This is a genomic window from Nocardiopsis sp. MT53, assembly GCF_019598965.1.
GTDB classification, from domain to species: Bacteria; Actinomycetota; Actinomycetes; order Streptosporangiales; family Streptosporangiaceae; genus Nocardiopsis; species Nocardiopsis changdeensis.
Genome location: NZ_CP080599.1, coordinates 3,042,136 through 3,065,071 on the forward strand (window position 1 = coordinate 3,042,136; position 22,936 = coordinate 3,065,071).

A 22,936-nucleotide genomic window follows, 5' to 3' on the forward strand; every position below is an offset into this window, starting at 1 on the left:
CCTCCACCAGGCTCACCGCGCCTGCCTCACCTCCTCCACCTACTCGGAGACCGCCGGGTAGAGCCGCCCCGGCGCCTCCCCCATACGCTCCTCCGCGTCGACCTCCGTCCCCGCGGCGGCGAAGACCTCGCGGACCCGGGCCGCCGTCTCCTCCGTCATGTAGTTGTGGTGCAGGTCGAGGCGGCGCAGCCCCCGGAATCCCGGGGTCTCCATGAGCACCCGCGCGCCCTCGTCGGTGAGGGTCCCCAGGGACAGGTCCAGCACCTCCAGACGCTCCAGGACCGGGGAGCCCGCGAGCGCCAGCACCCACTCGTCCGTCTGCTCGGCGTTGCGCAGGCCCAGGGACCGGACTCCGCCGAGGACCCGCCCGTCGAGCAGCGGGGCGAGGTCGTCGACCGTGACGGACCCGCCGTACTCCTCCACGCCCGGCCACAGCTCCAGGTGCTCCAGGGCGGGCAGGCCCGCCCCCATCACGCTGCGGGCCGTGGCGCCGGGCATGCCGCCGTTCTGGAGCGTCAGCGACCGCAGTGAAGGGTGCTCGGTCACGCCCAGGTTCAGTTCGTCCCCGCCGCCGCGCACCGTCAGGTCGGTCAGCCCCGGGTAGGCGTCCAGCAGCGGCACCATGTCGCACTGGACGATCCACGAGATCTCGCTGTCCCCGGTGGTGTACTCCGTGAAGAACAGCGACCGCAGCCCGGTGAGCCGGTCGGCGTGGTCGACGAACAGGTCCCGGTACCCCGCGGTGCTCTCGGACACCTCCAGCCCGAACCCGCCCGCGATGAGCGCCCGCACCCGCGCGGGGTCCACCCGGCCGAAGAACGCCTCCAGGTGTTCATCGAAGTCCTCCTCCCGGCACCGGCACCAGGGCCCGTGCTCGGCACAGCCGGGGTCGTGCGGCGGGCCCAGCCGCCAGGCGACCGACGCGGGGTCGGCGAGGGCCGCGGCGAAGCGCGGCTCGTCGGGACGGTGCCGCAGTTCGTCGAACGCCACCACGGGCAGCCCGGCGAACACGGGGGTGTAGTCCCAGAAGTCGACCATGTCCTCGTCCTCCTCCTGCTCTGCCTGCTCTTCCTGCTTTGCCTGCTTCGCCTGCTCCGCTCTCAGGTCATTCGCCGACGGCCGGGTAGGGGTGGCCGTGGCGGGCGTCCACGCGCTCGGACACGTCGACCTCGACCCCGGCGGCGGTGAAGGCCTCGACGACGCGGGTCCCCATCTCCTCGCTCATGAAGTGGTGGTGCAGGTCGAGGCGGCTCAGTCCGCGGAATCCGGGGACGTCGAGGAGGATCTGCGCCCCCTCGTCGGTGAGCGTGCCCAGGGACAGGTCCAGGACCTCCAGGCGCTCCAGGACCGGGGAGCCGGCGAGCGCCCGAACCCAGGGGTCGGTCTCCTCGGCGTTGCGCAGGCCCAGGGACCGCACGCCGGCGTGCACCTCGCCGCTCAGCAGCGGGGCGAGGTCCGCCGGGGTGGCGTCGCCCTCGTAGTTCTCCATGCCCAACCACAGCTCCAGGTGTTCCAGGGCCGGGTAGCGGGAGGCCAGCACCTGCCTCATCAGCGCCGCAGGGAGCCCGCCGCCCTGAAGGGTCAGCGAGCGCAGGGAGCGGTGCTCCTCCACCGGCAGGGAGAGCTCACCGGTCCCGCGGACGTCCAGGCGCTCCAGGCCCGGGAGGGCGTTCAGGACGCCGGACAGGTCACCGTGGTTCAGCCAGGAGACCTCGTACTCCTCCGCGGTGACGTCGCCGTAGAACAGCGAGCGCAGGCCGGTCCAGCGCGGCGCGCAGGCCAGCACGGCGTTCCGGACCGGCTTCGGATCGGCGGCGTTCATCGTGTCCTCGAGACTGCCGAGGACCAGGGCCGTCACCGCGGCCGGGTCCACGTCGGCGCAGAACCGCTCGTAGTACCGGGTCACGTACTCGCCCTCCTTGGACTCCAGGCGCCCGGCATCGGCCAGCCGCCAGGCGTACGCGCCCGGTGTCCGTGCGGCCGCTAGCACCGCGAGCGGGTCCCCGGCCCTGGCGCCCCAGGCGGCCAGGGCCTCCTGGGAGCGGTACTCGAACACGGGCAGTCCCGCGTACTCCGTCAGGTGGGAGCCGAAACTCAAGTCAGGGCCTTTCCAGGTCGTCGGGGGTGGTCACAGGGGAGGTTCCGGGGGCAAAGCCGGGTACAGGCTCGGATACAGGACCGGACACCCGGCCGGAGGCGAACGCGGACACCGGACCGGGCGCGGGGGCAGGCCCGCTCCCGCCCCCGGACCCGCGCCCGCCCCCGGGACGGGTTCACTCGGTGACCGTGGGGTAGATGTCGCCCTTGCTCCCCTTGAAGCGTTCGGAGGCGTCGATCCGGACGCCCGCGGCGGTGAAGGCCTCGACGACGCGGGCCTCCATCTCCTCGGACATGTAGTGCTGGTGCAGGTCGAGGCGGCTCAGCTCGCGGAAACCGGGCACGTCGAGGAGGATCTGCGCCCCCTCGTCGGTGAGCGTGCCCATGGAGAAGTCCAGGGCCTCCAACCGCTCCAGGACCGGGGCGTCGGCCATGGTCCGGACCCAGAGGTCGGTGTCCTCGGCGTTGCGCAGGCCGAGGGACCGCACGCCGACGTGCACCTCGCCGTTCAGCAGCGGGGCGAGCACCCGGGGAGTGGTGTCGCCGCCGTAGTTCTCGATCCCCAGCCACAGGTCGAGGTGCTCCAGCGCCGGGTAGCGGGAGGCCAGCACCTGTTCCACCAGCGCCGCCGGGAGCCCGCCTCCCTGGAGGGCCAGCGAGCGCAGGGAGCTGTGCTCCTCCACCGGCAGGGAGAGCTCACCGGTTCCGCGGATGGTCAGGCGCTCCAGACGCGGGAAGGCGGCCGGGATGACGGACAGGTCGCCGTGGGTGAACCAGGAGGCCTCGTACTCCTCGTACGTGAGGTCGGCGTAGAACAGGGAGCGCAGACCGGTCCAGCGGGGCGCGCACGCCAGCAGGGCGTCCCGGATGAGCTCGGGCTCGTCCATGTCCATGGTCTCCTCGTAGTTGCCGACCACCAGGGCCGACACCTTCTCCGGGGGGACCTCGGAACAGAAGCGCTCGTAGTACCGGGTCACGAACTCGCCCTCCCGGGGCTCCCAGCCCTCGGAGTCGCGCAGCCGCCAGGCGTACGCCCCAGGGGTGCGCAGGGCGGCGAGCATCGACAGCGGGTCCGTCATCTCGCGGTGCCCCCGGGGGTACTTCTCGGTCCAGGCGCGCTGCGCGGCCATTCCCTCGGGGGAGCGGTACTCGAACACCGGCAGTCCGCCGTACTCGGTCACGTGTTCGTTGAAGGCCAAGGTCGGCGCCTTTCGGGTGCGCGGTTCGGGGGGCGGGGGTGCAGAGAAGTCCAGGGTGCTTCGGGGAGGCTCAGGGTGGCGCGGGGCGGGGGAGGAGACCTCTCACTCGCCGACGGCGGGGTAGTACCGGAGGGTCCAGTCCTCGTCCTCGTCGTCCTCGGGGTCGTACTCCTCGTCTTCGTCTTCCTCGTCGTAGTCGTCGTCGGGTTCCTCCCGCTCGGACACGTCGGTCTCGACGCCGGCGGCGGTGAAGGTCTCCAGGACGAGCCGCTCCATGTCCTCGGACATGTAGTGGTGATGCAGGTCGAGGCGGCGCAGTTCGCGGAAACCCGGGACGTCGAGCAGGACCCGCGCGCCCGCGTCGGTGAGGGTGCCCTTGGACAGGTCCAGCTCCTCCAGGCGCTCCAGGATCGCGGAGTCGGCGAGCGCGCGGACCCACCGGTCCGTGTACTGGGCGTTGCGCAGCCCCAGCGACCGGACCCCGGTGTGGACCTCGCCGTTCAGCAGCGGGGCGAGGTCCTCGGGAGTGGTGTCGCCGCCGTAGTCCGGTACGCCGATCCACAGCTCCAGGTGCTCCAGGTTCGGGTAGTGGCCCGCGACCACCCGCCGGGTCAGCTCTGCCGGGAGGCCGCCGCCCTGGAGGACCAGGGAGCGCAGCGCGGGGTGTCCGTCCACCGCCAGGGCCATCCCGCCGGTGCCGCGCACGGCGAACCGCTCCAGGCCGGGCAGGGCGTCCAGGACCGGGCCGAGGTCGCCGTGGTTCAGCCAGGACACCTCGCTGTCGCTGTAGGTGAGGTCGGCGAAGAACAGCGAGCGCAGCCCGGTGAGCCGGGGCGCCTGCGCGACCAGCGCGTCGCGCACCGTCGCGGAGTCGTTCACGTTGATCGTGTCCTGGATGTTCCCGATGACCAGGGCCGTGACCTCCGGCGCGGCCGACTCGGCGGCGAACCGCTCGAAGTACGCCCCGACACCGCCCCGGTCCTTCGACGTCTCGGAGCCGTCGTCGTCGGCGAGCCGCCAGGCGTACGCCCCCGGGGTGCGCAGGGCGGCGAGCACCGCCAGCGGGTCGGCCGCCGTGTCCTGCGGGCGGTACTCGAACACGGGAAGCCCCGCGAACTCGGTCAGATAGGAGTTGAACATGAGGGGGTTCCTCGGAGTAGGGGGGAGCAGGGAACCCAGGAATAGCAGAGCCGGGTGACGAACGCGGACCGGCCGGTCGGTCCCGTGCCGCCGTGTGCCCGGTCCCCGCGGCCCTCACCGTGCCCACCGTCCTCACCGTGTGCCGGGTTCCCGCCGCCCCGCCGTGTGCCCGGCCCCCGTCGCCCTACCGCGCCCGCCGCTCCCACGGTGTGCCCGGCCCCCGCCGCCCTCACCGCGTGCCTACCGCCCCACCGTGTGCCCGGCCCTCCCCGCCCCCGCCCGCACCGCGTGCCCGGCCCTCCCCGCCCGGGCGTGGCAGCCGGACTCCACCGCCTCCTCCAGCATCCGCCGCAGGTTCGGGCACTCCAGCACGTCCCCGGACTCGCACGCCACCGCGTGCGCCACCATCTCCCGGGCCGCCCGCAGCCGCTCCAGGCGCTGGTCCAGTTCGGCCAGGTGCTCGGCCAGCGCGGCCCCGCGCCGTTCGGAGTCGGCCCCGCCCAGCTCCCGGATCCTCTCCAGGCTCATCCCGGCGTCCTGTGCGCTCAGCACCAGCGCCACCTGCAACCGCTGTTCCGGGGCGTACCGGCGCTGCCCGCCCACCCGGCGGACGGGGACCAGCACCCCCATCGCCTCCCAGTGCCGCAGCACGTGCGGACCCAGCCCGAACTCCGCGGCCAGGTCCCCGATGGACAGTTCCCCGCCGTTCCGCTTCCCGGTGCTTGACCTCATGTCCACATGAAGTTCCACACTGGGGTCCCGTGTCAAGGGGTGTTGAACGGGCATCCCGGAGAAAAGGGGAGACGACCATGGACGAGCACACGGAACGGGTCCGCGGCGACTGGAACCGGATGGCGGCCGGATACGACCGGGGCGAACGCGTGCAGCGGCTGGTCCTCGGCGGCACCCGGGCCCGGCTGTGCGGCCTGGCCCGCGGCCGGACCCTGGAGGTGGCCGTCGGTACCGGCCACGACCTGCCGTACTACCCCGACGGGATCGAGCTCACCGGCCTGGACCTGAGCCCCGCCATGCTCGCCCGGGCCCGCCGCCGGGCCGCCGCGCTCGGCCGCCCGGTCACGCTGGTGGAGGGCGACGCCCAGGAGATGCGGTTCGACGACGGGGCGTTCGACACCGTCCTGTGCGCGCTGTCCCTGTGCGCCATCCCCGACCAGCGCCGGGCGCTGGCCGAGATGTACAGGGTGCTGCGCCCCGGCGGGCGGCTGCTGCTCGTCGACCACATCGAGTACACCAAGGCCCCCTGGCGCCGGCGCGAGGCCCGCAAGGAGCGGCCGCGGCGGCTGCCCCGCGCGGTGGCGCTGGAGGTCGGGTTCGAGGTGGACCGGCACGACCGGACCGCCCTGGGATTCCTGGAGAGGGTCGTCGCCCACCGCCCCGGGCCGGCGGGGGAGGGGCCGATCGCCGGATGACACGCGGTGTCGTGGCGGGACATCCGCGCCTCCCCGGTGTGAGAGTGGTGCCATGGCCACACACAGTGAACTGCGCGATTTCTGGGAGCGCCGCCTCGAGGGCGACTGGACCGAGAGCGGTGTCGGCTACCGTGCCCTGGGGCGTCCCTTCAACACCTGGATGTACAAGGTCCGGGAGGAGGTGTTCCTGCGCCGGGTGGGGCGCCTGGGCCTCATCGACCCGAGCGTCCTGGACGTGGGCAGCGGCACCGGCTTCTACGTCCGGCTCTGGGACCGGCTGGGCGCCGCCGACGTCACCGGCTGCGACATGACCGACGCCGCCGTTGCGCGGCTGCGCGAGCGCTTCCCCGACCACCGGTTCGTCCGCCAGGACGCCTCCGACCTCGAGGCGTTCGAGGACGCCTCCTTCGACGCCGTGTCCTGCATGGACGTCCTCTTCCACATCACCGACGACGACCGCTACACCTCGGCGGTCGGCGAGTTCGCCCGGGTGCTGCGCCCCGGCGGGACGCTCGTCATCTCCGAGAACTGCCTCCAGCGCCCCGAGCAGCGCGGGGAGCACCAGGTCAACCGCACCCTGGAGTGGATCGCCGGGACCCTCGACAAGGCCGGGTTCGACCTGCGCCTGCGGGTGCCCATGCTGGTGCTCATGAACGCCCAGGTGGACGCGGCCGCGCCCTGGCGCAAGGCCTGGGGCGGGGCGCTGCGCGCCGCCACCCTCACCGCCCCCACCGGGTGGCTGGCCGGGGCCGCCCTCTACCCGCTGGAGCGCCGCCTGGTGCGCGAACGCAGGGAGAGCCCCACCACCGAGCTGCTGGTCTGCCGCCGGCGCGGCTGACACGAATCCGGACATGACGGGGTGTGCCGTCCCGGGAGGGTGGCCGCGCGTTACGGTGGGGGTCCACCTTGTGCCGGGAACGGCGGTCACGGGGACCGGACGCCCGGCGCGGCGGACGTCCTGCTCGGGAGGCGACTTTGCGACGCTCCACCATCAAGTCCGCGGTCAAATGGGGGCTGCTCGGCCTCCTGGCGACCCAGATCGCGGTGGCGGCGACGCTCATGGGCGTCAACCACTGGCGGCGGAAGGTGCGCCCGCACCGGGCGTACTTCCCGCGCACCGCCCCGGAGGCGCTCCCCGTCGGCGACACCACCGCCACGGTGTACACCTACGGCGAGGACCTGTACGAGGACATGCTCGCGGCGATCCGGGGGGCCCGGCGCCGGGTCCTCTTCGAGTCCTACATCGTCAAGGACGACCGGGCGGGGAACGAGTTCAAGCAGGCGCTCATCGACGCCGCGGAGCGCGGCGTCGAGGTGTACGTCATCTACGACGGGTTCGCGAACCTGGTGGTGCCCCGGTCGTTCTTCGACTTCCCGCCCGAGGTCCACGTGCTGCGCTACCCGGCGTTCCGGCCCGGGGTGCTGCTGTTCAACATCCGCAAGTCCGGCCGCGACCACCGCAAGATCCTCACCGTCGACGGGGAGATCGGGTTCGTCGGCGGCTACAACGTGGGCTCCCTGTACGCCACCGAGTGGCGCGACACCCACCTGCGGGTGGACGGCCCGGCGGTGTGGGAGCTGGAGAACGCGTTCGTCGACTTCTGGAACGCGAACCGGGGGGCGCGCCTGCCCGAACCCGGCATGCTGGGCGACCCGCAGTGGGACGCCCGGTTCCGGGTCCACCGCAACGTGCCCGAGCAGCTCATCTACCCGATCCGGGCGATGTTCCTGGAGGCCATCGACCGCGCCAAGGACCGGATCCTCATCACCCAGGCCTACTTCATCCCGGACCGGGAGCTGCAGCGGGCGCTGGTGGACGCGGCCGGGCGGGGGGTGGACGTCAACATCCTCATCCCGGAGAACTCCAACCACGTCCTGGCCGACTGGATGGCCCGCGGCCAGTACTCCGTGCTGCTGCGCGGCGGGGTGCGGCTGTGGCTGTACCAGGACGCCATGGTGCACGCCAAGACCGCGACGGTGGACGGGCGGTGGAGCACCATCGGCACCGCCAACGTCGACCGGCTGAGCCTGACCGGCAACTACGAGATCAACGCCGAGATCTTCGACGAGGGGGTGGCCCGGCACCTGGAGGACGTGTTCGCCAACGACCTCACCAACGCCCGGGAGCTCACCGAGCAGGAGTGGAGACGCCGGCCGTTCGCCGCGAAGTTCAGCGAGATCGTCCTCGCCCCCTGGCGGCCCTTCCTCTGAGGACGGGCGCCGGCGGATGCGTCACCGGCGGATGCCGACACCGGCGGGTGCGGGGGCGTTCGCGCTGGTAGGTTCGGTGCTTTCGGCACCCGGCTGGAAGGGCCCCGCGAACAATGGCGTTCGAGTTCGACTTCGACGACCCGTCCCTGAAGGCCGCGCTGGCCCTGCACGAGGACCAGGAGCGCCAGGGCCCCGGCTCGCGGGCCACCACGGAGCTGCTGCTGTCGCTGGCGGGCCCGCTCCCGGAGCACCCGCGGGTGCTGGACCTGGGCAGCGGGACCGGCGCGGCCTCCCTGGTGCTCGCCGAGCGCCTGCCCGGGGCGCGGATCACGGCGGTGGACATCTACCCGCCGTTCCTGCGCCGGCTGGAGGAGGCGGCAGCGGCGGCGGGCGCCGCCGACCGGATCACCGCCCGCCAGGGGTCCATGGAGTCGCTGGACGACCTGCCCGACGGGTCGGTGGACCTGGTGTGGAGCGAGGGCGCCGCCTACAACATCGGGTTCGGCGAGGCGCTGCGCTCCTGGCGGCGGCTGCTCTCGCCCGGGGGCGCCCTGGTGGTCACCGAGTGCGGGTGGACCACCGACGAGCCCTCCGCGGCGGCCCGGGCGTACTGGGACGCCGCGTACCCGCTGCACACCACCGCGGAGAACGTGGCGGCGGCGACGGCGGCCGGGTACACGGTACTGGCGACCTACCTGCTGCCCGACGCCGACTGGCTGGAGTCGTACTACGCGCCGCTGGAGGCCCGCGCCGCGCGGTCCGATCCCGGCGACGCGCACGCGGCGGCGGCCGCCGAGGACGTGCGCCGCGAGGCGGAGCTGTACCGGGCGCACGGCGGCGAGTACGGCTACGTCGGCTACGTGCTGCGCCCCCGCCGCCGGCCCTGACGCGGCGCCTGCGGGCGGGGAAGTCTCTGCCCGGCGGCCTGTCCTCCACGGCGCCCACGGGCGTCTGGGCGGCTGCTCAGCGGCGGCGCGAGCGGGGAAGCCTCCGTTCGGTGCGCGCGGGTCCCCCGTGGCGCCCACCGGCGTCCGGGCGGCCGCTCAGCGGCGGCGCGGGCGCTCGCCCGGGGGCGGGACCAGCTTGCTGGAGAAGAACGGGTCCGGGTCGGCCTTGCGCGGGCGCGGGCCGCCCCAGTGCTGCGGACCGGGGTGCGGGGTGCGGCGCAGGGCCCCGGCGATGGCCGACGGCGAGCCGCCGCGCCGGCTGGACCGGGTCTGCGACCTCGGCTCGTCGTCGTGGTCGTCGCGGCGCGCTCCGCCCGCATCCTTCATCCCGTGGCCCCCCGGATGGTGCTGCTGCTCCCGCAGCCATCATCGGTCGGTCACTCTGCGTTGTCATCACGACACGGCGTGCCGGGGAGAAGTCCGTGCCGTCACCTGGCGAACGGCCGACCGGGGCCGGGGCGCTCCGCCGCGGCGGGTCGGGTCCGGGCGGGCACGCGGCCGAAGTCCTCGTCTACGAGCCGGGAGGCCCGGCGGCGCAGGACCTGTTCCACCGGCGGGCGGGCCGGGCCCGCCGCCCGCGACAGGCGGTCGGCGGAGGCGGTGGCGTAGCGGTCCCCGGAGAGGAGCGGGAGCCCCTCCGGGGCGACCCCCGTCAGGGCCCGCGGCGGGCGGCGCACCAGGGCGACCGGGACGGACAGGCGCGGGCGCGCCACCCCCGGGAAGGACTGCCCGGAGGGTGCGACGGAAGGGGTTCGTGTCCAGTATCAGCCATTCCGCCACGCGTACCCCGTTCAATCAGGTACCGTCTGCCCCACTACTGTGCGTCCCGCTCAGCGCATGGCCCATCCCCCGCGGCCCCCGCTCTGCCGCTCCATACACGACCTGGAGCACGCCCATGTCCTACGGCGCCTATCCCCCTCCTCCCCCTCCCGTTCCGCCCAAGCCGGGCATGTCCACCGGCGCCAAGGTCGGTTTCGGCTGTCTCGGCTGCTTCGGCCTCTTTCTCTTCCTCGCGCTCCTGGGCGGCTGCATGTCGCTGCTGTCCGGCGACACCGCCGACACCTCCGCGCCGGCGGCCAGCTCTTCACCGGAAGAGCCCCCGGCCGAGGAGGCCGCCGCGGAGGAGGAGCCCGAACAGCCCGCCGAGGAGCCCGAGGAGGAGCCCGCGGTCACCATGACCGCCACCCACGGGGGCACCACCGGGGACACCCTGGACGACACCGTTTACACGGTGGTCAACGTCGAGATCGTCAACGACAGCGAGGACTCGATCGAGGTCAACCCCATCTACTTCTCCGCCGAGCTGGCCGACGGCACCGTGGTCAGCGACTGGTCGGACGCGATCTTCGCCGACCTGGACAACCCGCTGGACGCCGTCACCCTCCAGCCCGGGCAGAAGGCATCCGGCCAGATCGCCCTCGTCGGTGAGGTCGACGTGGCCGCCGTGACGATGGAAGAGCTGTTCGGCCTGGAGGACCCGGTCACCGCCACCGTCGAGTGACCCCCGCCCCCGCGGAGCCCCGGCCGTTCTCCGGTCGGGGCTCTCGTGTCGCCGGTGTCGTATGGCACGCGAGGGTCTTACGACATGAGGCGAACGATCGTGCAGGGCGATGAGGCGCGCACGCGCTTCCGCCATCTGCCCGACGAGGTGGAGGCCGACGGCTTCGTCGGGGCGCGCCGCTACGACACCCCGACCGGCGGGCCCGGGAACGCCGCGAGGGATCCGGCGCCGCACGGTGCCCACCGGCGGGATGGCGGCCACCCGCGCCGAGGCCGCCGAGTCCGGCGAGGCCCGCGCCCAGCGGGTCACTTCCACGGGCACACCGCGGCGGCCCTGCCGACGGAGCCGGGCGCGGACGCGCGCACCGTCCAGGAGAACCTCGGCCACTCCCGGATCGGCCGGACCAGGCGGTACATCCGCGCGTCCGGCGCGCTCGCCCGCGGCGGCATCGACCGGAGGGGGTCGGCACTGCTGGATGACGCGCAGAGACGTGTGGAGCCCCGGGGGTCGCGACCGGAATCGCGACCCACGGGGCTCTTCCCGCGTTGACTCTGCGATGTCCTCGCAGGTCACACCATGCGGCCCCAGCAGGATTCGAACCTGCGACACCCGCTTTAGGAGAGCGGTGCTCTATCCCCTGAGCTATGGAGCCATGCTTCGGTGGGCGGCCGACGCAGGTATGCGTTGCCCCGCCACCGGGCCAAGCCTAACCCAGGATGGGCGTACTCGGGGTGTCGAAGAGTGTCACGGCCCTCCGAGTGGGGGACTCTGCGTGCATGGCGGAGTACTCTGACCTACGATTGGTTGTCCTGGTGGCGGTGTGATGTTGTTCACGAGGGCTGTCTGGTTTGGTTCCGTTCCGTCCCCGCGCGGCGTGGTGCGGGCGGTTCGTGTGACCTACGGCACCGCAATGACCAGCGACGACATCGGCGGCCGAACGGTGCGCGCAGAACGGGGTGTTGTGCCCTCCCGGATTACGCGCGACTCGGCCGACCGTTCTCGCGTGACCGCAAGTGGACATGTAGTACGTTGCGTTGCGGCCACGGGTAGGCGTTCGAGGATTAGAAGCAGCCGGAGGAGCATTCGTGCCGTTCACCTCTGATTCGGCGCGGCGGGGACCCCGCGTATCGGAACCGGCGGATGGTGCGCCGTCCGCGGTCTCCCACCGCGGCTGGCACGCCGGGCTCGCCCGGGCCCTCACCCTGTTGCTGGTCACCGGTCTGATGGTGGTCCCGCCGCCGCCGGTGGCGATCGCGCCGGCCGCCGCCAGCCTGGAGGAGCTGCGCGAGCAGGCCGAGGCCGCCGCCGAGGAACTGGAAGACGCCACCGCCGAGTACACGGAGCGGCAGGAGGCGCTGGAGGAGGCCCAGGGCGAACTCGTGGAGACCATCCACGAGCTGCAGCAGACCGAGCTGGAGCTGGGCGAGATGCGCGAGCCGCTGGCGCAGCTGGCCAGCACCCTGTACCAGCAGCCCAGCGCCGGGCCCCTGGGCGTCCTGGTCGCCGGGGACCTCGACGAGGACCTGCAGACCCAGTCGTACGCGGCCAAGCTCTCGGAGAACAACGAGGTGCTCATCCAGGACGCCACCGACCTGCGCGACGAGCAGGTGGAGCTGGCCGGGCAGGCCCAGGAGCTGCAGACCACCACCCAGCTGGAGCAGGCGGCGCTGGGGGCCGAGGTGGAGCGGCTGCGCACGCGGTCGGAGGAGAGCACGCAGGCGCTCACCGACGAGCTGGAGGCGCGCGGCATCGACCCCGACTCCTACATGGCCGCCGCCAACTGCGACCCGAGCAAGGCCGAGCTGGCCAGCGGCTACCCCAACGGCCTGCTGCCGTCGGAGGCCCTGTGCGAGCTCTACGACGGCAAGTTCCTGCGCGCCGACGCCGCCGTGGACTTCCTCGAACTCAACGTGAAGTACATCGAGCGCTTCGGCGAGAACATGTGCATCAACAGCGCCTACCGCGACCTGCCCAACCAGCACCGCGTCTACGCCGAGCAGCCCCCCGGCTTCGCCGCGGTCCCGGGCACCAGCAACCACGGGCTGGGGCAGGCCATCGACCTGGGGTGCGGCATCCAGAACTTCCGCTCGGAGAGATGGAACTGGATGGAGACCAACGGAGCCGACCACGGCTGGATCCATCCGGCCTGGGCCAAGTCGAGCCCGTTCGAGCCCTGGCACTGGGAGTACACCCGCTGAGACGCGCTCCGCGGACCCGCCCCGGGCGGGGGCCGCGGGGATGGACCGGGGGCGGCCCGACGGGGCCGCCCCCGCGGCGTGTCAGACGGCGGTCTCCGGGACGACCTGGCTGGTGCAGGCCGGGCAGCGCTCGGCCTTCTTGTTGATCTCGGTGAAGCAGTGGGGGCACTCGCGGGTGGTGGCCTCCTCCGCCTTGACGTAGCGCTCCATCAGCTTGGCGACCGGCAGCACCACGAAGAAGTAGACGATCGACGCGGTGAGCAGGAACGAGATCGCCGCGTCGATGAACGCGCCGTACAGGAAGCGGCTGCCGTTGATCTCGAAGTAGAGGTCGCTGAAGGTGGGGATCCCGCCGAAGATGCCGATCAGCGGGGTGATGAACCCTTCCGTGAACGCGGTGACCAGGTTGGCGAAGACCGTGCCGATCACGACCGCCACCGCGAGCTGCACCAGGTTCCCCTGGAGCAGGAACTTCTTGAATCCATCCATGGCAAAAGCCCTACGTGTCTCGTTTGCTGTGCGGAACGCGCCCCCGCCGGGGGTCCGTGGCCGCACGCGCCGGGGGCACGGGACGAGGCGGGCGGGGCGCCCGGCCAGCTTTCACCACAAAAGGTCAGTGGTCAACTGCGGATGGTGATGGACGCAAGGTCAGCGGTCAGCCGCGGATGGTGATGGAAAGCCGGGAGTCGACGGCGTGCCCGGCCAGTTCCCTGGCCTCCTGTGGGCTGGCCGCGATGAGGATCAGTGCGCCGCCCTCGCCGCCGTGGTCGCTCTCGGACGGCACGGCCAGCACCGGGCGGCCCTCGACCACTTCCGCGGCCGGTCCGGCGCGGGCGGGGGCGAACTCGTCGCGGCCCCGCGCCGCCAGTACGTCCACCCGGTCGCCGGGGGAGAGCAGCGCCACCGCCCCGGGGTCGGCGACCCGCACGGGCACGGCGACCAGGCCGTCGCCGTAGGGCAGGGCGGGCGGGTCGGCCAGCCGGGCGTCGGTGACGACCTCCCCGCGGCGGACGGGGGCGTTGAGGGACCGGCCCGCGGTCGCGGCGTCCGGCTCCAGGGCGCCCCGCGGGGCGAGGGCCGTGGGCAGGGAGGCGGGCGCGAGGTCGCCGGCGGCCAGCGGCCCGGAGGCGTCCAGGTCCCGGGCGGCCACCAGGACCTCGACGGTGGCGGGCGGCGGTGGGCGCACCGCCAGGACGGCGGCGGTCAGCGCGGCGACGGTCAGCAGGGCGGCGAGGGTCCGCCGGTGCCGGTCCACGAAGCGGGTGAGCGCGCCGCGGTGCCGGTAGGGAGGGCGAGGGGGCTCGGTCATGCCCCCAAAATAAGTCCGCCGGACCCGCCCGGACGGGTTGTCCACAGGCCCTTTTCCGCCTCTTCCGGGCCCCTGCCACATCCCTGCCCCGCGCGCCCAGGGGCGGCCGGAGAAGGCCGGGTCGTTCCGCCAGGGCCCTGGAGCGATCCCGGCCGGTACGGGGTCGAAGCGGCCTCCGGAACCGCCCACGGCGTTCCCGGTAGCGGCTTCGGAGCGATTCCGGCAGGGGTGGGGGCGGAGGGGGCTTCGGAGCGGTCGGCCGACGCGGACCGCGGCGCGGTCACGGCCGAAGGAGGTTCGGAGGCGATCGGGGCCGGACGCACCGCGCGCCGCCGAGTCACTCGGCGGCGCGGAGGAGTTCGGTCAACGGCCGGCGACCTCAGCCGCCGGTCGCGGCGGTGGTCGCGGTGGCGGTGCTGCCGCTCGTGCTCTCGCTCTTGGCGGAGGAGGACGACGAGGAGGACTCCGAACCCGTGGACTCGGCCTTGCCGGAGGCGGGGGCGGTGGTGGCGCTGGAGCCGGTCAGGGAAGAGCTGTTGGAGGTCTTGCCGCTGTCGGTGCGGTAGAAGCCGGAGCCCTTGAAGACGATGCCCACGGCCGAGTAGACCTTGCGCAGTCGGCCCTCGCACTCGGGGCAGACGGTCAGGGCGTCGTCACTGAAGCTCTGCACGACCTCCATCTGGGCGCCGCACTCGGTGCACGCGTACTGGTACGTAGGCACTGTTCGGGTCCTCCTTGCTGGCACTCTCGCCCGTTGACTGCTAAATAGTACGCGCTCGACGACCGGGGACGTGACAGTGGGGACACCGGTCGCGGGCGTCGTCGCCGACCGGAGCGCGATCCTCCCTGTCAACGCCCTCCGGCGCCCGCTTAATCCCGCCGCCCGGCGGCGGCTACCGGCGGTCCGGCCACACGCCGGACCCGAACACGTGCAGGCCGCCGGGGGTCACCACCGCGTCCACCCGGAGGTCGTGCTCCTCGCGGGGCACCGCGTCCACGAACTCGCCGTCGTACACCACGGCGATCGCCGGGCAGTTCGGCCCGCGCAGCGACAGCGCCCGGTCGTAGCACCCGGCGCCCCGGCCCAGCCGCCCGCCGGAGCGGTCCACGGCCAGCGCCGGGCACACCACGGCGTCCGCGGTGGCCAGGGCCCCGGTCCCGTAGCGGCGCCCGGTGGGCTCCAGCAGCCCGTGCCCGGCGGGCTCCAGGCTCTGGGGGCCGTCGTAGGCCGCCCAGTCCAGGTTCCCGTCGGGCAGGAAGACCGGCAGCAGCACGTACGTGCCCCGCTTCCACAGCGCCGTGACGAGCCTGCGGGTGTCCGGCTCGGTGCCCACCGAGTAGTAGCAGGCCACGGTCCCGCTCATGGCCAGCCACGGCAGCGCGGTGAGGGTGTCGCGCACGGCCGACCCGGCGCGTTCGCGCTCCCCGGGGTCCATCGCCCGGCGCGCCGCCAGGACCTCCCGCCGCATGCGCCGCTTCTCCGACCGTGTCGTCTCGTCCATGCGGCCAGTCTGTCAGCGCGCCGCCGGTGAACGGCGGGTGGCTTTCGCCCTACCCGGACCCGAAACAACCGGAACTTCTCGACACCCGGAACACCGGGGTGCATCGTGGACGGCCGGAGACTGTCCTAGAGTGCCGACATGAATCCCAGCGACCTGCCAAACCCCGATCCCGCCCCCGTGACCAAGGCGGTCGTACCCGCGGCCGGTCTGGGGACCCGCTTCCTCCCGGCCACCAAGGCCACCCCCAAGGAGATGCTCCCGATCGTGGACAAGCCCGCGATCCAGTACGTCCTGGAGGAGGCGGTCGCCGCCGACCTGAACGACGTCCTCATGATCACGGGCCGCAACAAGCGCTCCATCGAGGACCACTTCGACCGGGCCTACGAGCTGGAGGAGGCGCTGGAGTCCAAGGGCGACGCCGAGCGGCTGCGCTCGGTCCGCGAGCCCAGCAACCTGGCGCAGGTCCACTACGTCCGCCAGGGGGAGCCGCGCGGCCTGGGGCACGCGGTGCTGTGCGCGGAGGCGCACGTGGGCGACAACCCGTTCGCGGTCCTGCTCGGCGACGACCTCATCGAGTCCGCCGAGCTGCTGCGCCGCATGATCGAGGTCCGCGCCAAGCACGGCGGCAGCGTGGTCGCGCTCATGGAGGTCGAGCCCGAGCAGGTCTCCCTCTACGGCTGCGCGGGCATCGAGGCCACCGACGAGGACGACGTCGTCGTGGTGACCGACCTTGTGGAGAAGCCCGCCCCGGAGCAGGCGCCCAGCCGCTGGGCGATCATCGGCCGCTACATCTGCGACCCGGCGGTCTTCCCGGTGCTGCACGAGACCCCGCCCGGCCGGGGCGGCGAGATCCAGCTCACCGACGCCCTGCGCGAGCTGGCCCGCCGCAAGCCCGAGGACGGCGGTGTGGTCCACGGCGTCCTGTTCCGCGGCCACCGCTACGACACCGGCAACAAGGCCGACTACATCCGCACCGTGGTGGACTTCGCCTGCCGCCGCCCGGACCTGGCCGACGAGCTGCTGCCGTGGCTGCGCGAGTTCGTCGACCGGCACGCCCCGGCGGACGGGCGGGGGAGCGGCTCCGGGGAGTGATCCCCCGGCGGTGCGGCGGGCGTGACGCACGGACCGGGGGCGGGTGACCGCCGGCCGGCCCGTGCCCGGCCACAATGGGCGTGGGCGCCCCCGGGCGCCCGCACCCTGGCCGCGAATCGGAGGAGCCCCCGTGAAGAGCGTCGAACAGCACATCGCCGACATCCTGGCCGTGGTGGACGACCCCCGGCCGGTCGAGGTCGACCTCTTCCAGGCGCACGGCACGGTCCTGGCCGGGACGGTCGCCTCCCCGGTCTCCCTGCCCGGCTTCGACAACTCCTCCATGGACGGCTACGCCGTGCAGGCCGCCGACCTGGCGGACGCCTCGCCCCAGGCCCCGGTCCTGCTCCCGGTGGTCGCCGACATCCCCGCGGGCGACCCGTCCCCGACGGCCATCCGCCCCGGCATGTGCGCCCGCATCATGACCGGCGCGCCCCTGCCGGTCGGCGCCGACGCGGTCGTCCCGGTGGAGTGGACCGACGGCGGCACCGCCCGGGCCGCCTTCTCCCGGCCGGTCCGGGAGGGCAACGCGATCCGCCGGGCGGGCGGCGACATCGAGGCCGGAACGGTGGTCCTGGAGCCCGGCGCGCGCATCGGCGCCGGGGAGATGGGCGTGCTGGCCGCCGTGGGCCGCCGCACCGTCCCGGTCTTCCCCCGCCCGCGCGTGGTGGTGCTCTCCACCGGGGAGGAGCTGGTGGAGCCCGGCCGCCCGCTGGGCCCCGGCCAGATCTGGGAGTCCAACAGCTTCATGGTGGCGGCCGCCGCCCGGGACGCGGGCTGCGAGGTGCACCGCCACGGGTTCGTCGGCGACGACCCGGCCAAGGTTTTGGACACCCTGGAGGGCCTCCTGGTCCGCGCCGACCTGCTCATCACCACCGGCGGGGTGAGCATGGGCGCCTACGACGTGGTCAAGGAGGTGCTCAGCGCCCAGGGCACCGTCGAGTTCTCCCAGGTGGCGATGCAGCCGGGCAAGCCCCAGGGGTTCGGCGTCATCGGCCCGGACCGCACCCCGATCATCACCCTGCCGGGCAACCCGGTGAGCGCGTTCGTCTCCTTCCAGGTGCTGGTCCTGCCGGTGCTGCGCCGCCTGCGCGGCCTGCCGCCGGCCTCGCTGGAGGGCGTCCGCGCCCGGCTGGCCGCGCCGGTCGCCTCGCCGCCCGGGCGCCGCTCCTACCTGCGCGCCGTGCTGGAGCCCGCCGTCCCGGGGCGGGAGGCCGCGGTGGCGCCGCTGACCCGGCAGGAGTCGCACCAGCTGACGGCGCTCACCACCACCAACGCGCTGATCGTTGTGCCCGAGGACGTCACGGAGCTGCCGTCGGGGGCGGCGGTGGAGGCCCTGGTCCTGCCCGAACCGGTCTGACCCCGCCGGGGTCCGGGGGGCGCCCGGTGCCCGTGTGCCGTACCTTCATGGAGGGCCCGACGGGCCCGGAGGGCCACGGACACGGAAGGACCGACGGACCATGAGCGACACCCCACGGGCGGACGGGAGTCCCGGCGGACTCACCCACCTGGACGCGTCGGGGGCGGCGCGCATGGTCGACGTCTCCGCCAAGGACGTGAGCGCCCGCACCGCCACCGCCACCGGCCGCGTACTGCTCAGCGCCGAGGCCGTCGCCGCGCTGCGCGGCGGCGGGGTGCCCAAGGGCGACGCCCTGGCGGTGGCGCGGATCGCCGGGATCCAGGGAGCCAAGCGCACCCCCGACCTGGTCCCGCTGTGCCACCCCATCGCCGTGCACGGCGTGGACGTGGAGCTGACCGTCGTCGACGAGGGCGTGGACATCCGGGCGACGGTGCGCACCGCGGACCGCACCGGGGTGGAGATGGAGGCGCTGACCAGCGTCATGACCGCCGCCCTGGGCCTGGTGGACATGGTCAAGGCCGTCGACCCCGAGGCCGAGGTCACCCGGGTCCGGGTGGAGGAGAAGACCGGCGGCAAGAAGGGCCACTGGAGGCGCGGTGAGTGACGCCCCCGCGCGGCGCGTGGCCGTGGTGACGGCGTCCAACCGGGCGGCGGCGGGGGTGTACCCCGACCGTTCCGGACCGGTGATCGCCGACCGTCTGCGGGCCCTGGGCTTCGAGCCGCTGGGCCCCTGGGTGGTGCCGGACGGCCCGCCGGTCGCCGAGGCCCTGGAGCGCGCGGTGGCCGAGGGGGCCGACGCGGTGCTGACCACCGGAGGCACCGGGGTCACCCCGCAGGACCTCACCCCCGAGGCGACCCGTTCCCTGCTCGCGTACGAGGTGCCCGGGATCGCCGAGGCGATCCGGTCCGCGGGACGGGAGAAGGGCGTACCCACCGCGATCCTCTCGCGCGGCCTGGCCGGGGTGATCGTGCGCGGCGACCGGCGGGTCCTGGTGGTGAACCTGCCCGGGTCGCGGGGCGGGGCGAGCGACGGAATGGACGTCCTGGAGCCGGTCCTGGGCCACGCCCTCGACCAGCTGCGTGGCACGGATCACCCGCGTTCCGAATGAACCGGACAATGACGGGAATCACATCTCGGGCATTCCGTTCAGAGAGAATTCCTTGACCTCGGCACTCCTTTCCGGTGCGGAACCAGTGCCATTAGGGACCATCCGTTTCCGGGGCCAGGGTGACTCCCGACACGCCGTGTCCGAGGAGTGGAATACTGGAGTACCCCGCCGGAGCCGGAACCGGCGGGTGCCGGCGAAGGGACGGTCGTGAATCGCAGACAAGGGTGGCCCGTCACCCTGCGGGAGGGTCCGGTCGAACTCCGGCCGCTCCGGCTCCGCGACGCCACCGCACTGCGTGACACCCGCGCCCGCAACGCCGAATGGCTGCGGCCCTGGGAGCCGACCTACCCGGAGATGCCGCTGCGCGGCACCGGGCTGTCCCCCTACGTCGCCATGATCCAGGCCATCCGGCGGGAGGCCCGCCAGGGCCTGTCCATGCCCTGGTCCGTGTACTACGGGGGCCGCTTCGTCGGGCAGCTGTCCGTCGGCGGCATCGTCTGGGGCTCGGCGCGGTCGGCGCAGGTGGGCTACTGGATCGACGGCGCCCACGCGGGCCGCGGGATCACCCCGACGGCCGTGGCGCTCGCGGTCGACCACGCCTTCTTCAAGGTCGGGCTGCACCGGGTCGAGGCCAACATCCGCCCCGAGAACCGGGCCAGCAGGCGCGTCGCGACCAAGCTCGGCTTCCGGGACGAGGGAGTGCGCAGACGCCAGCTCCACATCGACGGGGCCTGGCGGGACCACATCTGCTACGCGCTCACGGCCGAGGAGGTGCCGGACGGGCTGCTGCACCGGTGGCGCCTGGGCAGAGCCTCGGGGACTCCGCCGGAGTCCGATTCCGGTCCCGGTTCCCCATTGGGGCCACAGGACCCGAACGGCGGCGGAGATCCCCGCCACCCGGCGAGTCCGAGCCCCGGGCCGAACTGAACGTGGCACCATCACGGGTGTGACCGGAACTTAAACCTCTCTTTAACGACATTGATCAATTACTTTGCGTTGAAATGGCATTGCTCTGCGCAGTCACCCTCTGACCTGCGTCGACGCTCAGCCGTGCCGGACGACCGAAACTGAGGGTCCACAATCTTGCGACACTCCGGTCAGAATGTGGCGCATTTATGGACACGGGGTCGTACCGTGCGGAACATAGACGCATTGACGATGCGGGCAGCGCGCGGATATGCCCGGGAGACCTCCCGGACAGGTCCGAGGTCGGGAACCACGTCCCCGGGACGGACGTTCCCCTCCCCGGACGGACCGCGCGGGGCGGTGTCGACGAAGTGTCGGACAACGTTCAATGGCCGTCATCGTGAGGAGGGGTGATGAGCAGCTCTCCTCTGTACCTGGCCATCGTGGTCGTATGGCTCATCGTCCTCGTCCCGATGCTGCTGCGGAAGGACTCGGTGGACGCCGTCCCCGAGGAGCCGCGGCGCGAGGACGAGGACACCGGGACCGAGGCGGAGGCCGAGGTCCCCGAGGGCGAGGACGAGGACTACGAGGAGGAGGCGGCGACCGCCGCCGAGCCCGCGCCGCTCCCCGCCGTACGGGCGAACGAGCGCCGCTCCCGGGTCATCGCCCGGCGGCGCCGGCGCACCACCGTGCTGACCCTGCTCACCGCGGGCACGGCGATCGCCGTCGCCTTCGGGCTGGGTCCCTGGTGGGTGACGATCCCGCCGGTGCTCCTGCTGGGAGGACACCTGGTGCTGCTGCGCGAGGCCGCCAAGGCCGACGCCGAACAGCGGGCCGCGGTCCTGAGGGCGCGCCGCCGCGCGGCCCTGCGGGCCCGCAGGTTGGCCGAACGGCAGGAGCGCGAGGCCGAACGCGAGGCGGAGATCATCGCCCTGCGCGACCGCCGCAGCCAGGTCTACGACCAGTACGCCGACGCCCGCCTGCGGGCGGCCGGGGACTGACGCCCCGGGGGTGCTCCGGAACCGGTTCGGAGCATCCCCGGAAGCCTGCTAGGCTTAACTCGTCTTCAAGGGGCTATGGCGCAGTCCGGTAGCGCACCTCGTTCGCATCGAGGGGGTCTGGGGTTCAAATCCCCATAGCTCCACAGGACTCGGGACGACCCTGCTCGGCGGCCTTCGGCCGCCTCGCGGGGTCGTCCTTCGTGTTTACCGGGGGGAGACCCCCCGAACCCCCCGAGGTGACCCCCTGGGGCGGGGGTTGCGTGCCCGGATCCGCGGGTGGGGCGTTCTCTTGCATCGGCCACGGGCGGTGCCCGTGGGTGGTCTGAGAACTGCCTGTGGGGCGCGTGTGTCCTGAGGTTCCTGAGGCTGTCGACAGGGACCCGTGCCGGTTGTGGGGTGTGTTCGGGGTGACTCGGGGGCTGCTCTGCGGCAGGGCGTCTGTGCCGGGGCTGCGCGCGGGTTCTCTTGTGCGGGGTGTGGGCCGGGCCGGAGGGTGATCTGAGGGTGCTCCGGGCCGTGTGTGTCCGGGGGGCGCCCGCGCCGGGTGTGGCCGGGCCGAAGGGGCGATCTGGGGAAGCCCTGGGCCTTGTGTGCGCTGGGGCTCCCGCGCCGGGTGCGGTCGTGCCTGTGGGGTGGGCCGGGCCGGGGGAGGCTCGTGGGGCGCGTGTGCCCGGGCCCTTGTGCCGGGTGTGGTTGCGCCCGGGGGCGATTTGGAGAGGCTCCTGGGCGGTGTGTGCGCGGGGGTTCTCGCATGGTCGTGGCCGTGCTCGTGAGGGCTCGAACCTGGGAGGCTTCCTGTCGCGTGGCAGGGCCTCGGGGGTGGGCGGTTCTCGGGGTGGCCGGGGGCCGTGCGTGGCACGGCCCCCGGCGGGGCCGGTCGGATATCCCCTTCGGCGGGGTCTCGATTCCGGACCGGAGCCCCGAGTGTCACCGGCGAAGCGGCTATCCCCTGTGCGGGGGCCGGTACGGAGCCAGGATAGCCCTCAGGACGCGTACTGGGCGCGGACGGCGTAGATGGCAGCCTCGGTCCTGGAGTGGACCTGGAGCTTCTCCAGGATGTTGCGGACGTGGTTCTTCACGGTGTTCTCGGTGATGAACAGGCGCTCGCCGATCTCCCGGTTGTTGAGCGACCGGGCGACCAGCTTGAGGACCTCGGTCTCCCGGGGGGTGAGCTGGGGGATGGCCGCCGGCTCCGGCGTGCTCTCCTGCTTGGCCAGCTCGGCGAACTCGCCGATGAGGCGGGTGGCCATGGTCGGGTTGATGAAGGAGCGGCCGTCGGCGATGCTGCGCACCGCCCGGGGCAGGTCTGTGACGGCGATCTCCTTGAGCAGGTAGCCGCTGGCGCCGACCTTGAGCGCGTCGAAGAGGTCGGACTCCTCGTCGCTCATGGTCAGCATGATGAACTTGGTGTGCGGCACCGCCTCGCGGATGCGCGGGCAGGCCTCGATCCCGCGGGCGTGCGGCATCCACACGTCCATGAGGACCACGTCCGGGCGGGAGTCGGCGGCGAGCCGGACGGCCTCCTCGCCGTCCCCCGCCTCGCCGACCACGTCGATGTCGGCCTCCTCGTCCAGGACGGACACCAGGCCGCGCCGGAAGAAGGCGTGGTCGTCGACCACCATGACCCGGATGGTGCGGTCGGCGCCGTCGACGGGGACGCCGTCGGGCGAGCGGGTGTAGGGCGGCGGACTCGGGGGGTGCGGACTCACGACGGGTGCCTTCCTTGCACGTGGCGGCCGGGAGGGAGACTCCACGTCCCGCTCGGACCCCGTACGCCGGGGACTCGGGCGGGTCCCTCCTACTTTAGGCAGGCTTTCCGTGATCCGCGCGGACGATCCCGGAACTTACCCGGTGGTATGCGGCGCAGTACGCCAGAAAACGGGCGGACCGGCGATGCCGGGGAAGGGTGACGTGAGGCTTTCCCCTGAAAGTGACTGGCA

Annotated in this window: 24 protein-coding genes and 2 tRNA genes; 13 read left to right on the forward strand and 13 right to left on the reverse strand. The window is 73.1% G+C overall.

The window, feature by feature from the left end; all coding sequences use genetic code 11:
- Positions 1-39: 39 nt before the first annotated feature.
- The 5 genes from K1J57_RS13565 to K1J57_RS13585 all read right to left on the reverse strand — a co-directional run bounded on the left by K1J57_RS13565 (position 40) and on the right by K1J57_RS13585 (position 5,168).
- Positions 40-1,038 carry an STM4015 family protein gene (locus K1J57_RS13565; RefSeq protein WP_220564785.1) on the reverse strand — a complete coding sequence of 333 codons (999 nt, stop codon included), beginning with the start codon at positions 1,036-1,038 and terminating at the stop codon, positions 40-42.
- A gap of 67 nt (positions 1,039-1,105) precedes the next feature.
- Positions 1,106-2,098: an STM4015 family protein gene (locus K1J57_RS13570; RefSeq protein WP_220564786.1), complete on the reverse strand. Its 993-nt coding sequence runs from the start codon at positions 2,096-2,098 to the stop codon at positions 1,106-1,108.
- A gap of 175 nt (positions 2,099-2,273) precedes the next feature.
- Positions 2,274-3,296 (reverse strand): STM4015 family protein, encoded by a 1,023-nt coding sequence (locus K1J57_RS13575; protein ID WP_220564787.1) that lies wholly within the window; start codon positions 3,294-3,296, stop codon positions 2,274-2,276.
- A 102-nt stretch (positions 3,297-3,398) separates the two neighbouring features.
- A complete protein-coding gene (locus K1J57_RS13580) occupies positions 3,399-4,436 on the reverse strand; it encodes an STM4015 family protein (protein ID WP_220564788.1) in 1,038 nt (345 codons plus the stop codon).
- Positions 4,437-4,676: 240 nt separating this feature from the next.
- Entirely contained in the window at positions 4,677-5,168 is a 492-nt protein-coding gene (locus tag K1J57_RS13585) for a MerR family transcriptional regulator (protein WP_220564789.1), read from the reverse strand.
- 77 nt (positions 5,169-5,245) lie between these two features.
- Between K1J57_RS13585 and K1J57_RS13590 the strand changes: the two genes are divergently transcribed.
- The 4 genes from K1J57_RS13590 (at position 5,246) to K1J57_RS13605 (ending at position 8,961) form a co-directional block, all read left to right on the forward strand.
- The gene (locus tag K1J57_RS13590; protein WP_220564790.1) at positions 5,246-5,863 is read left to right on the forward strand and encodes a class I SAM-dependent methyltransferase; all 618 of its coding nucleotides are present in this window, start codon (positions 5,246-5,248) and stop codon (positions 5,861-5,863) included.
- Positions 5,864-5,915: 52 nt separating this feature from the next.
- Positions 5,916-6,701: a class I SAM-dependent methyltransferase gene (locus tag K1J57_RS13595; RefSeq protein WP_220564791.1), complete on the forward strand. Its 786-nt coding sequence runs from the start codon at positions 5,916-5,918 to the stop codon at positions 6,699-6,701.
- A gap of 137 nt (positions 6,702-6,838) precedes the next feature.
- Positions 6,839-8,074, forward strand: a complete 1,236-nt coding sequence (locus tag K1J57_RS13600) for a phosphatidylserine/phosphatidylglycerophosphate/cardiolipin synthase family protein (RefSeq protein WP_220564792.1) — start codon at positions 6,839-6,841, stop codon at positions 8,072-8,074.
- A 113-nt stretch (positions 8,075-8,187) separates the two neighbouring features.
- The gene (locus K1J57_RS13605; RefSeq protein WP_220564793.1) at positions 8,188-8,961 is read left to right on the forward strand and encodes a class I SAM-dependent methyltransferase; all 774 of its coding nucleotides are present in this window, start codon (positions 8,188-8,190) and stop codon (positions 8,959-8,961) included.
- A gap of 156 nt (positions 8,962-9,117) precedes the next feature.
- Here K1J57_RS13605 and K1J57_RS13610 read toward each other — a convergent pair whose 3' ends face one another.
- Together K1J57_RS13610 and K1J57_RS13615 are read right to left on the reverse strand one after the other, a co-directional pair.
- Positions 9,118-9,348: a calcium-binding protein gene (locus tag K1J57_RS13610; protein ID WP_220564794.1), complete on the reverse strand. Its 231-nt coding sequence runs from the start codon at positions 9,346-9,348 to the stop codon at positions 9,118-9,120.
- Between the two features lie 101 nt (positions 9,349-9,449).
- A complete protein-coding gene (locus K1J57_RS13615; RefSeq protein WP_220564795.1) occupies positions 9,450-9,734 on the reverse strand; it encodes a hypothetical protein in 285 nt (94 codons plus the stop codon).
- A 182-nt stretch (positions 9,735-9,916) separates the two neighbouring features.
- Here K1J57_RS13615 and K1J57_RS13620 point away from each other — a divergent pair, with 182 nt between their 5' ends.
- On the forward strand, positions 9,917-10,522 hold the full coding sequence (locus K1J57_RS13620; protein ID WP_255647032.1) for a DUF4352 domain-containing protein: 606 nt from the start codon (positions 9,917-9,919) through the stop codon (positions 10,520-10,522).
- Between the two features lie 579 nt (positions 10,523-11,101).
- Here the strand turns inward: K1J57_RS13620 and K1J57_RS13625 are convergent.
- Positions 11,102-11,174, reverse strand: a tRNA-Arg gene (locus K1J57_RS13625).
- Between the two features lie 433 nt (positions 11,175-11,607).
- On the opposite strand from K1J57_RS13625, the gene K1J57_RS13630 reads away from it, so the two are divergent.
- On the forward strand, positions 11,608-12,720 hold the full coding sequence (locus K1J57_RS13630) for a D-alanyl-D-alanine carboxypeptidase family protein (RefSeq protein ID WP_255647033.1): 1,113 nt from the start codon (positions 11,608-11,610) through the stop codon (positions 12,718-12,720).
- A gap of 81 nt (positions 12,721-12,801) precedes the next feature.
- On the opposite strand, the gene mscL is transcribed toward K1J57_RS13630, so the two are convergent.
- From mscL to K1J57_RS13650, 4 genes are all read right to left on the reverse strand, one after another.
- The gene (gene mscL, locus K1J57_RS13635; RefSeq protein WP_220564796.1) at positions 12,802-13,209 is read right to left on the reverse strand and encodes a large conductance mechanosensitive channel protein MscL; all 408 of its coding nucleotides are present in this window, start codon (positions 13,207-13,209) and stop codon (positions 12,802-12,804) included.
- Between the two features lie 166 nt (positions 13,210-13,375).
- A complete protein-coding gene (locus tag K1J57_RS13640; protein WP_220564797.1) occupies positions 13,376-14,029 on the reverse strand; it encodes an SAF domain-containing protein in 654 nt (217 codons plus the stop codon).
- 379 nt (positions 14,030-14,408) lie between these two features.
- Entirely contained in the window at positions 14,409-14,750 is a 342-nt protein-coding gene (locus tag K1J57_RS13645) for an FmdB family zinc ribbon protein (protein WP_220564798.1), read from the reverse strand.
- A gap of 172 nt (positions 14,751-14,922) precedes the next feature.
- Positions 14,923-15,531, reverse strand: coding sequence for a 5-formyltetrahydrofolate cyclo-ligase (locus K1J57_RS13650; protein WP_220564799.1), 609 nt, complete (start codon positions 15,529-15,531; stop codon positions 14,923-14,925).
- 138 nt (positions 15,532-15,669) lie between these two features.
- Here K1J57_RS13650 and galU point away from each other — a divergent pair, with 138 nt between their 5' ends.
- The 7 genes from galU to K1J57_RS13685 all read left to right on the forward strand — a co-directional run bounded on the left by galU (position 15,670) and on the right by K1J57_RS13685 (position 21,139).
- Positions 15,670-16,623: a UTP--glucose-1-phosphate uridylyltransferase GalU gene (gene galU, locus K1J57_RS13655; RefSeq protein WP_220564800.1), complete on the forward strand. Its 954-nt coding sequence runs from the start codon at positions 15,670-15,672 to the stop codon at positions 16,621-16,623.
- 130 nt (positions 16,624-16,753) lie between these two features.
- Positions 16,754-17,980: a gephyrin-like molybdotransferase Glp gene (gene glp / locus K1J57_RS13660; RefSeq protein WP_220564801.1), complete on the forward strand. Its 1,227-nt coding sequence runs from the start codon at positions 16,754-16,756 to the stop codon at positions 17,978-17,980.
- Between the two features lie 100 nt (positions 17,981-18,080).
- Entirely contained in the window at positions 18,081-18,584 is a 504-nt protein-coding gene (gene moaC, locus K1J57_RS13665; protein WP_220564802.1) for a cyclic pyranopterin monophosphate synthase MoaC, read from the forward strand.
- The gene (locus tag K1J57_RS13670; RefSeq protein ID WP_220564803.1) at positions 18,577-19,089 is read left to right on the forward strand and encodes a molybdenum cofactor biosynthesis protein B; all 513 of its coding nucleotides are present in this window, start codon (positions 18,577-18,579) and stop codon (positions 19,087-19,089) included. Before moaC ends, K1J57_RS13670 begins: the two co-directional genes overlap by 8 nt.
- 207 nt (positions 19,090-19,296) lie before the next feature.
- Positions 19,297-20,016: a GNAT family N-acetyltransferase gene (locus tag K1J57_RS13675; protein WP_220564804.1), complete on the forward strand. Its 720-nt coding sequence runs from the start codon at positions 19,297-19,299 to the stop codon at positions 20,014-20,016.
- 392 nt (positions 20,017-20,408) lie between these two features.
- Complete coding sequence (locus tag K1J57_RS13680; protein ID WP_220564805.1) at positions 20,409-20,996, forward strand: hypothetical protein; 588 nt, start codon at positions 20,409-20,411, stop codon at positions 20,994-20,996.
- Between the two features lie 69 nt (positions 20,997-21,065).
- Positions 21,066-21,139 (forward strand) — tRNA-Ala (locus K1J57_RS13685).
- An 840-nt stretch (positions 21,140-21,979) separates the two neighbouring features.
- Here K1J57_RS13685 and K1J57_RS13690 read toward each other — a convergent pair.
- Complete coding sequence (locus K1J57_RS13690; RefSeq protein ID WP_255647034.1) at positions 21,980-22,705, reverse strand: response regulator transcription factor; 726 nt, start codon at positions 22,703-22,705, stop codon at positions 21,980-21,982.
- Between the last annotated feature and the right edge of the window lie 231 nt (positions 22,706-22,936).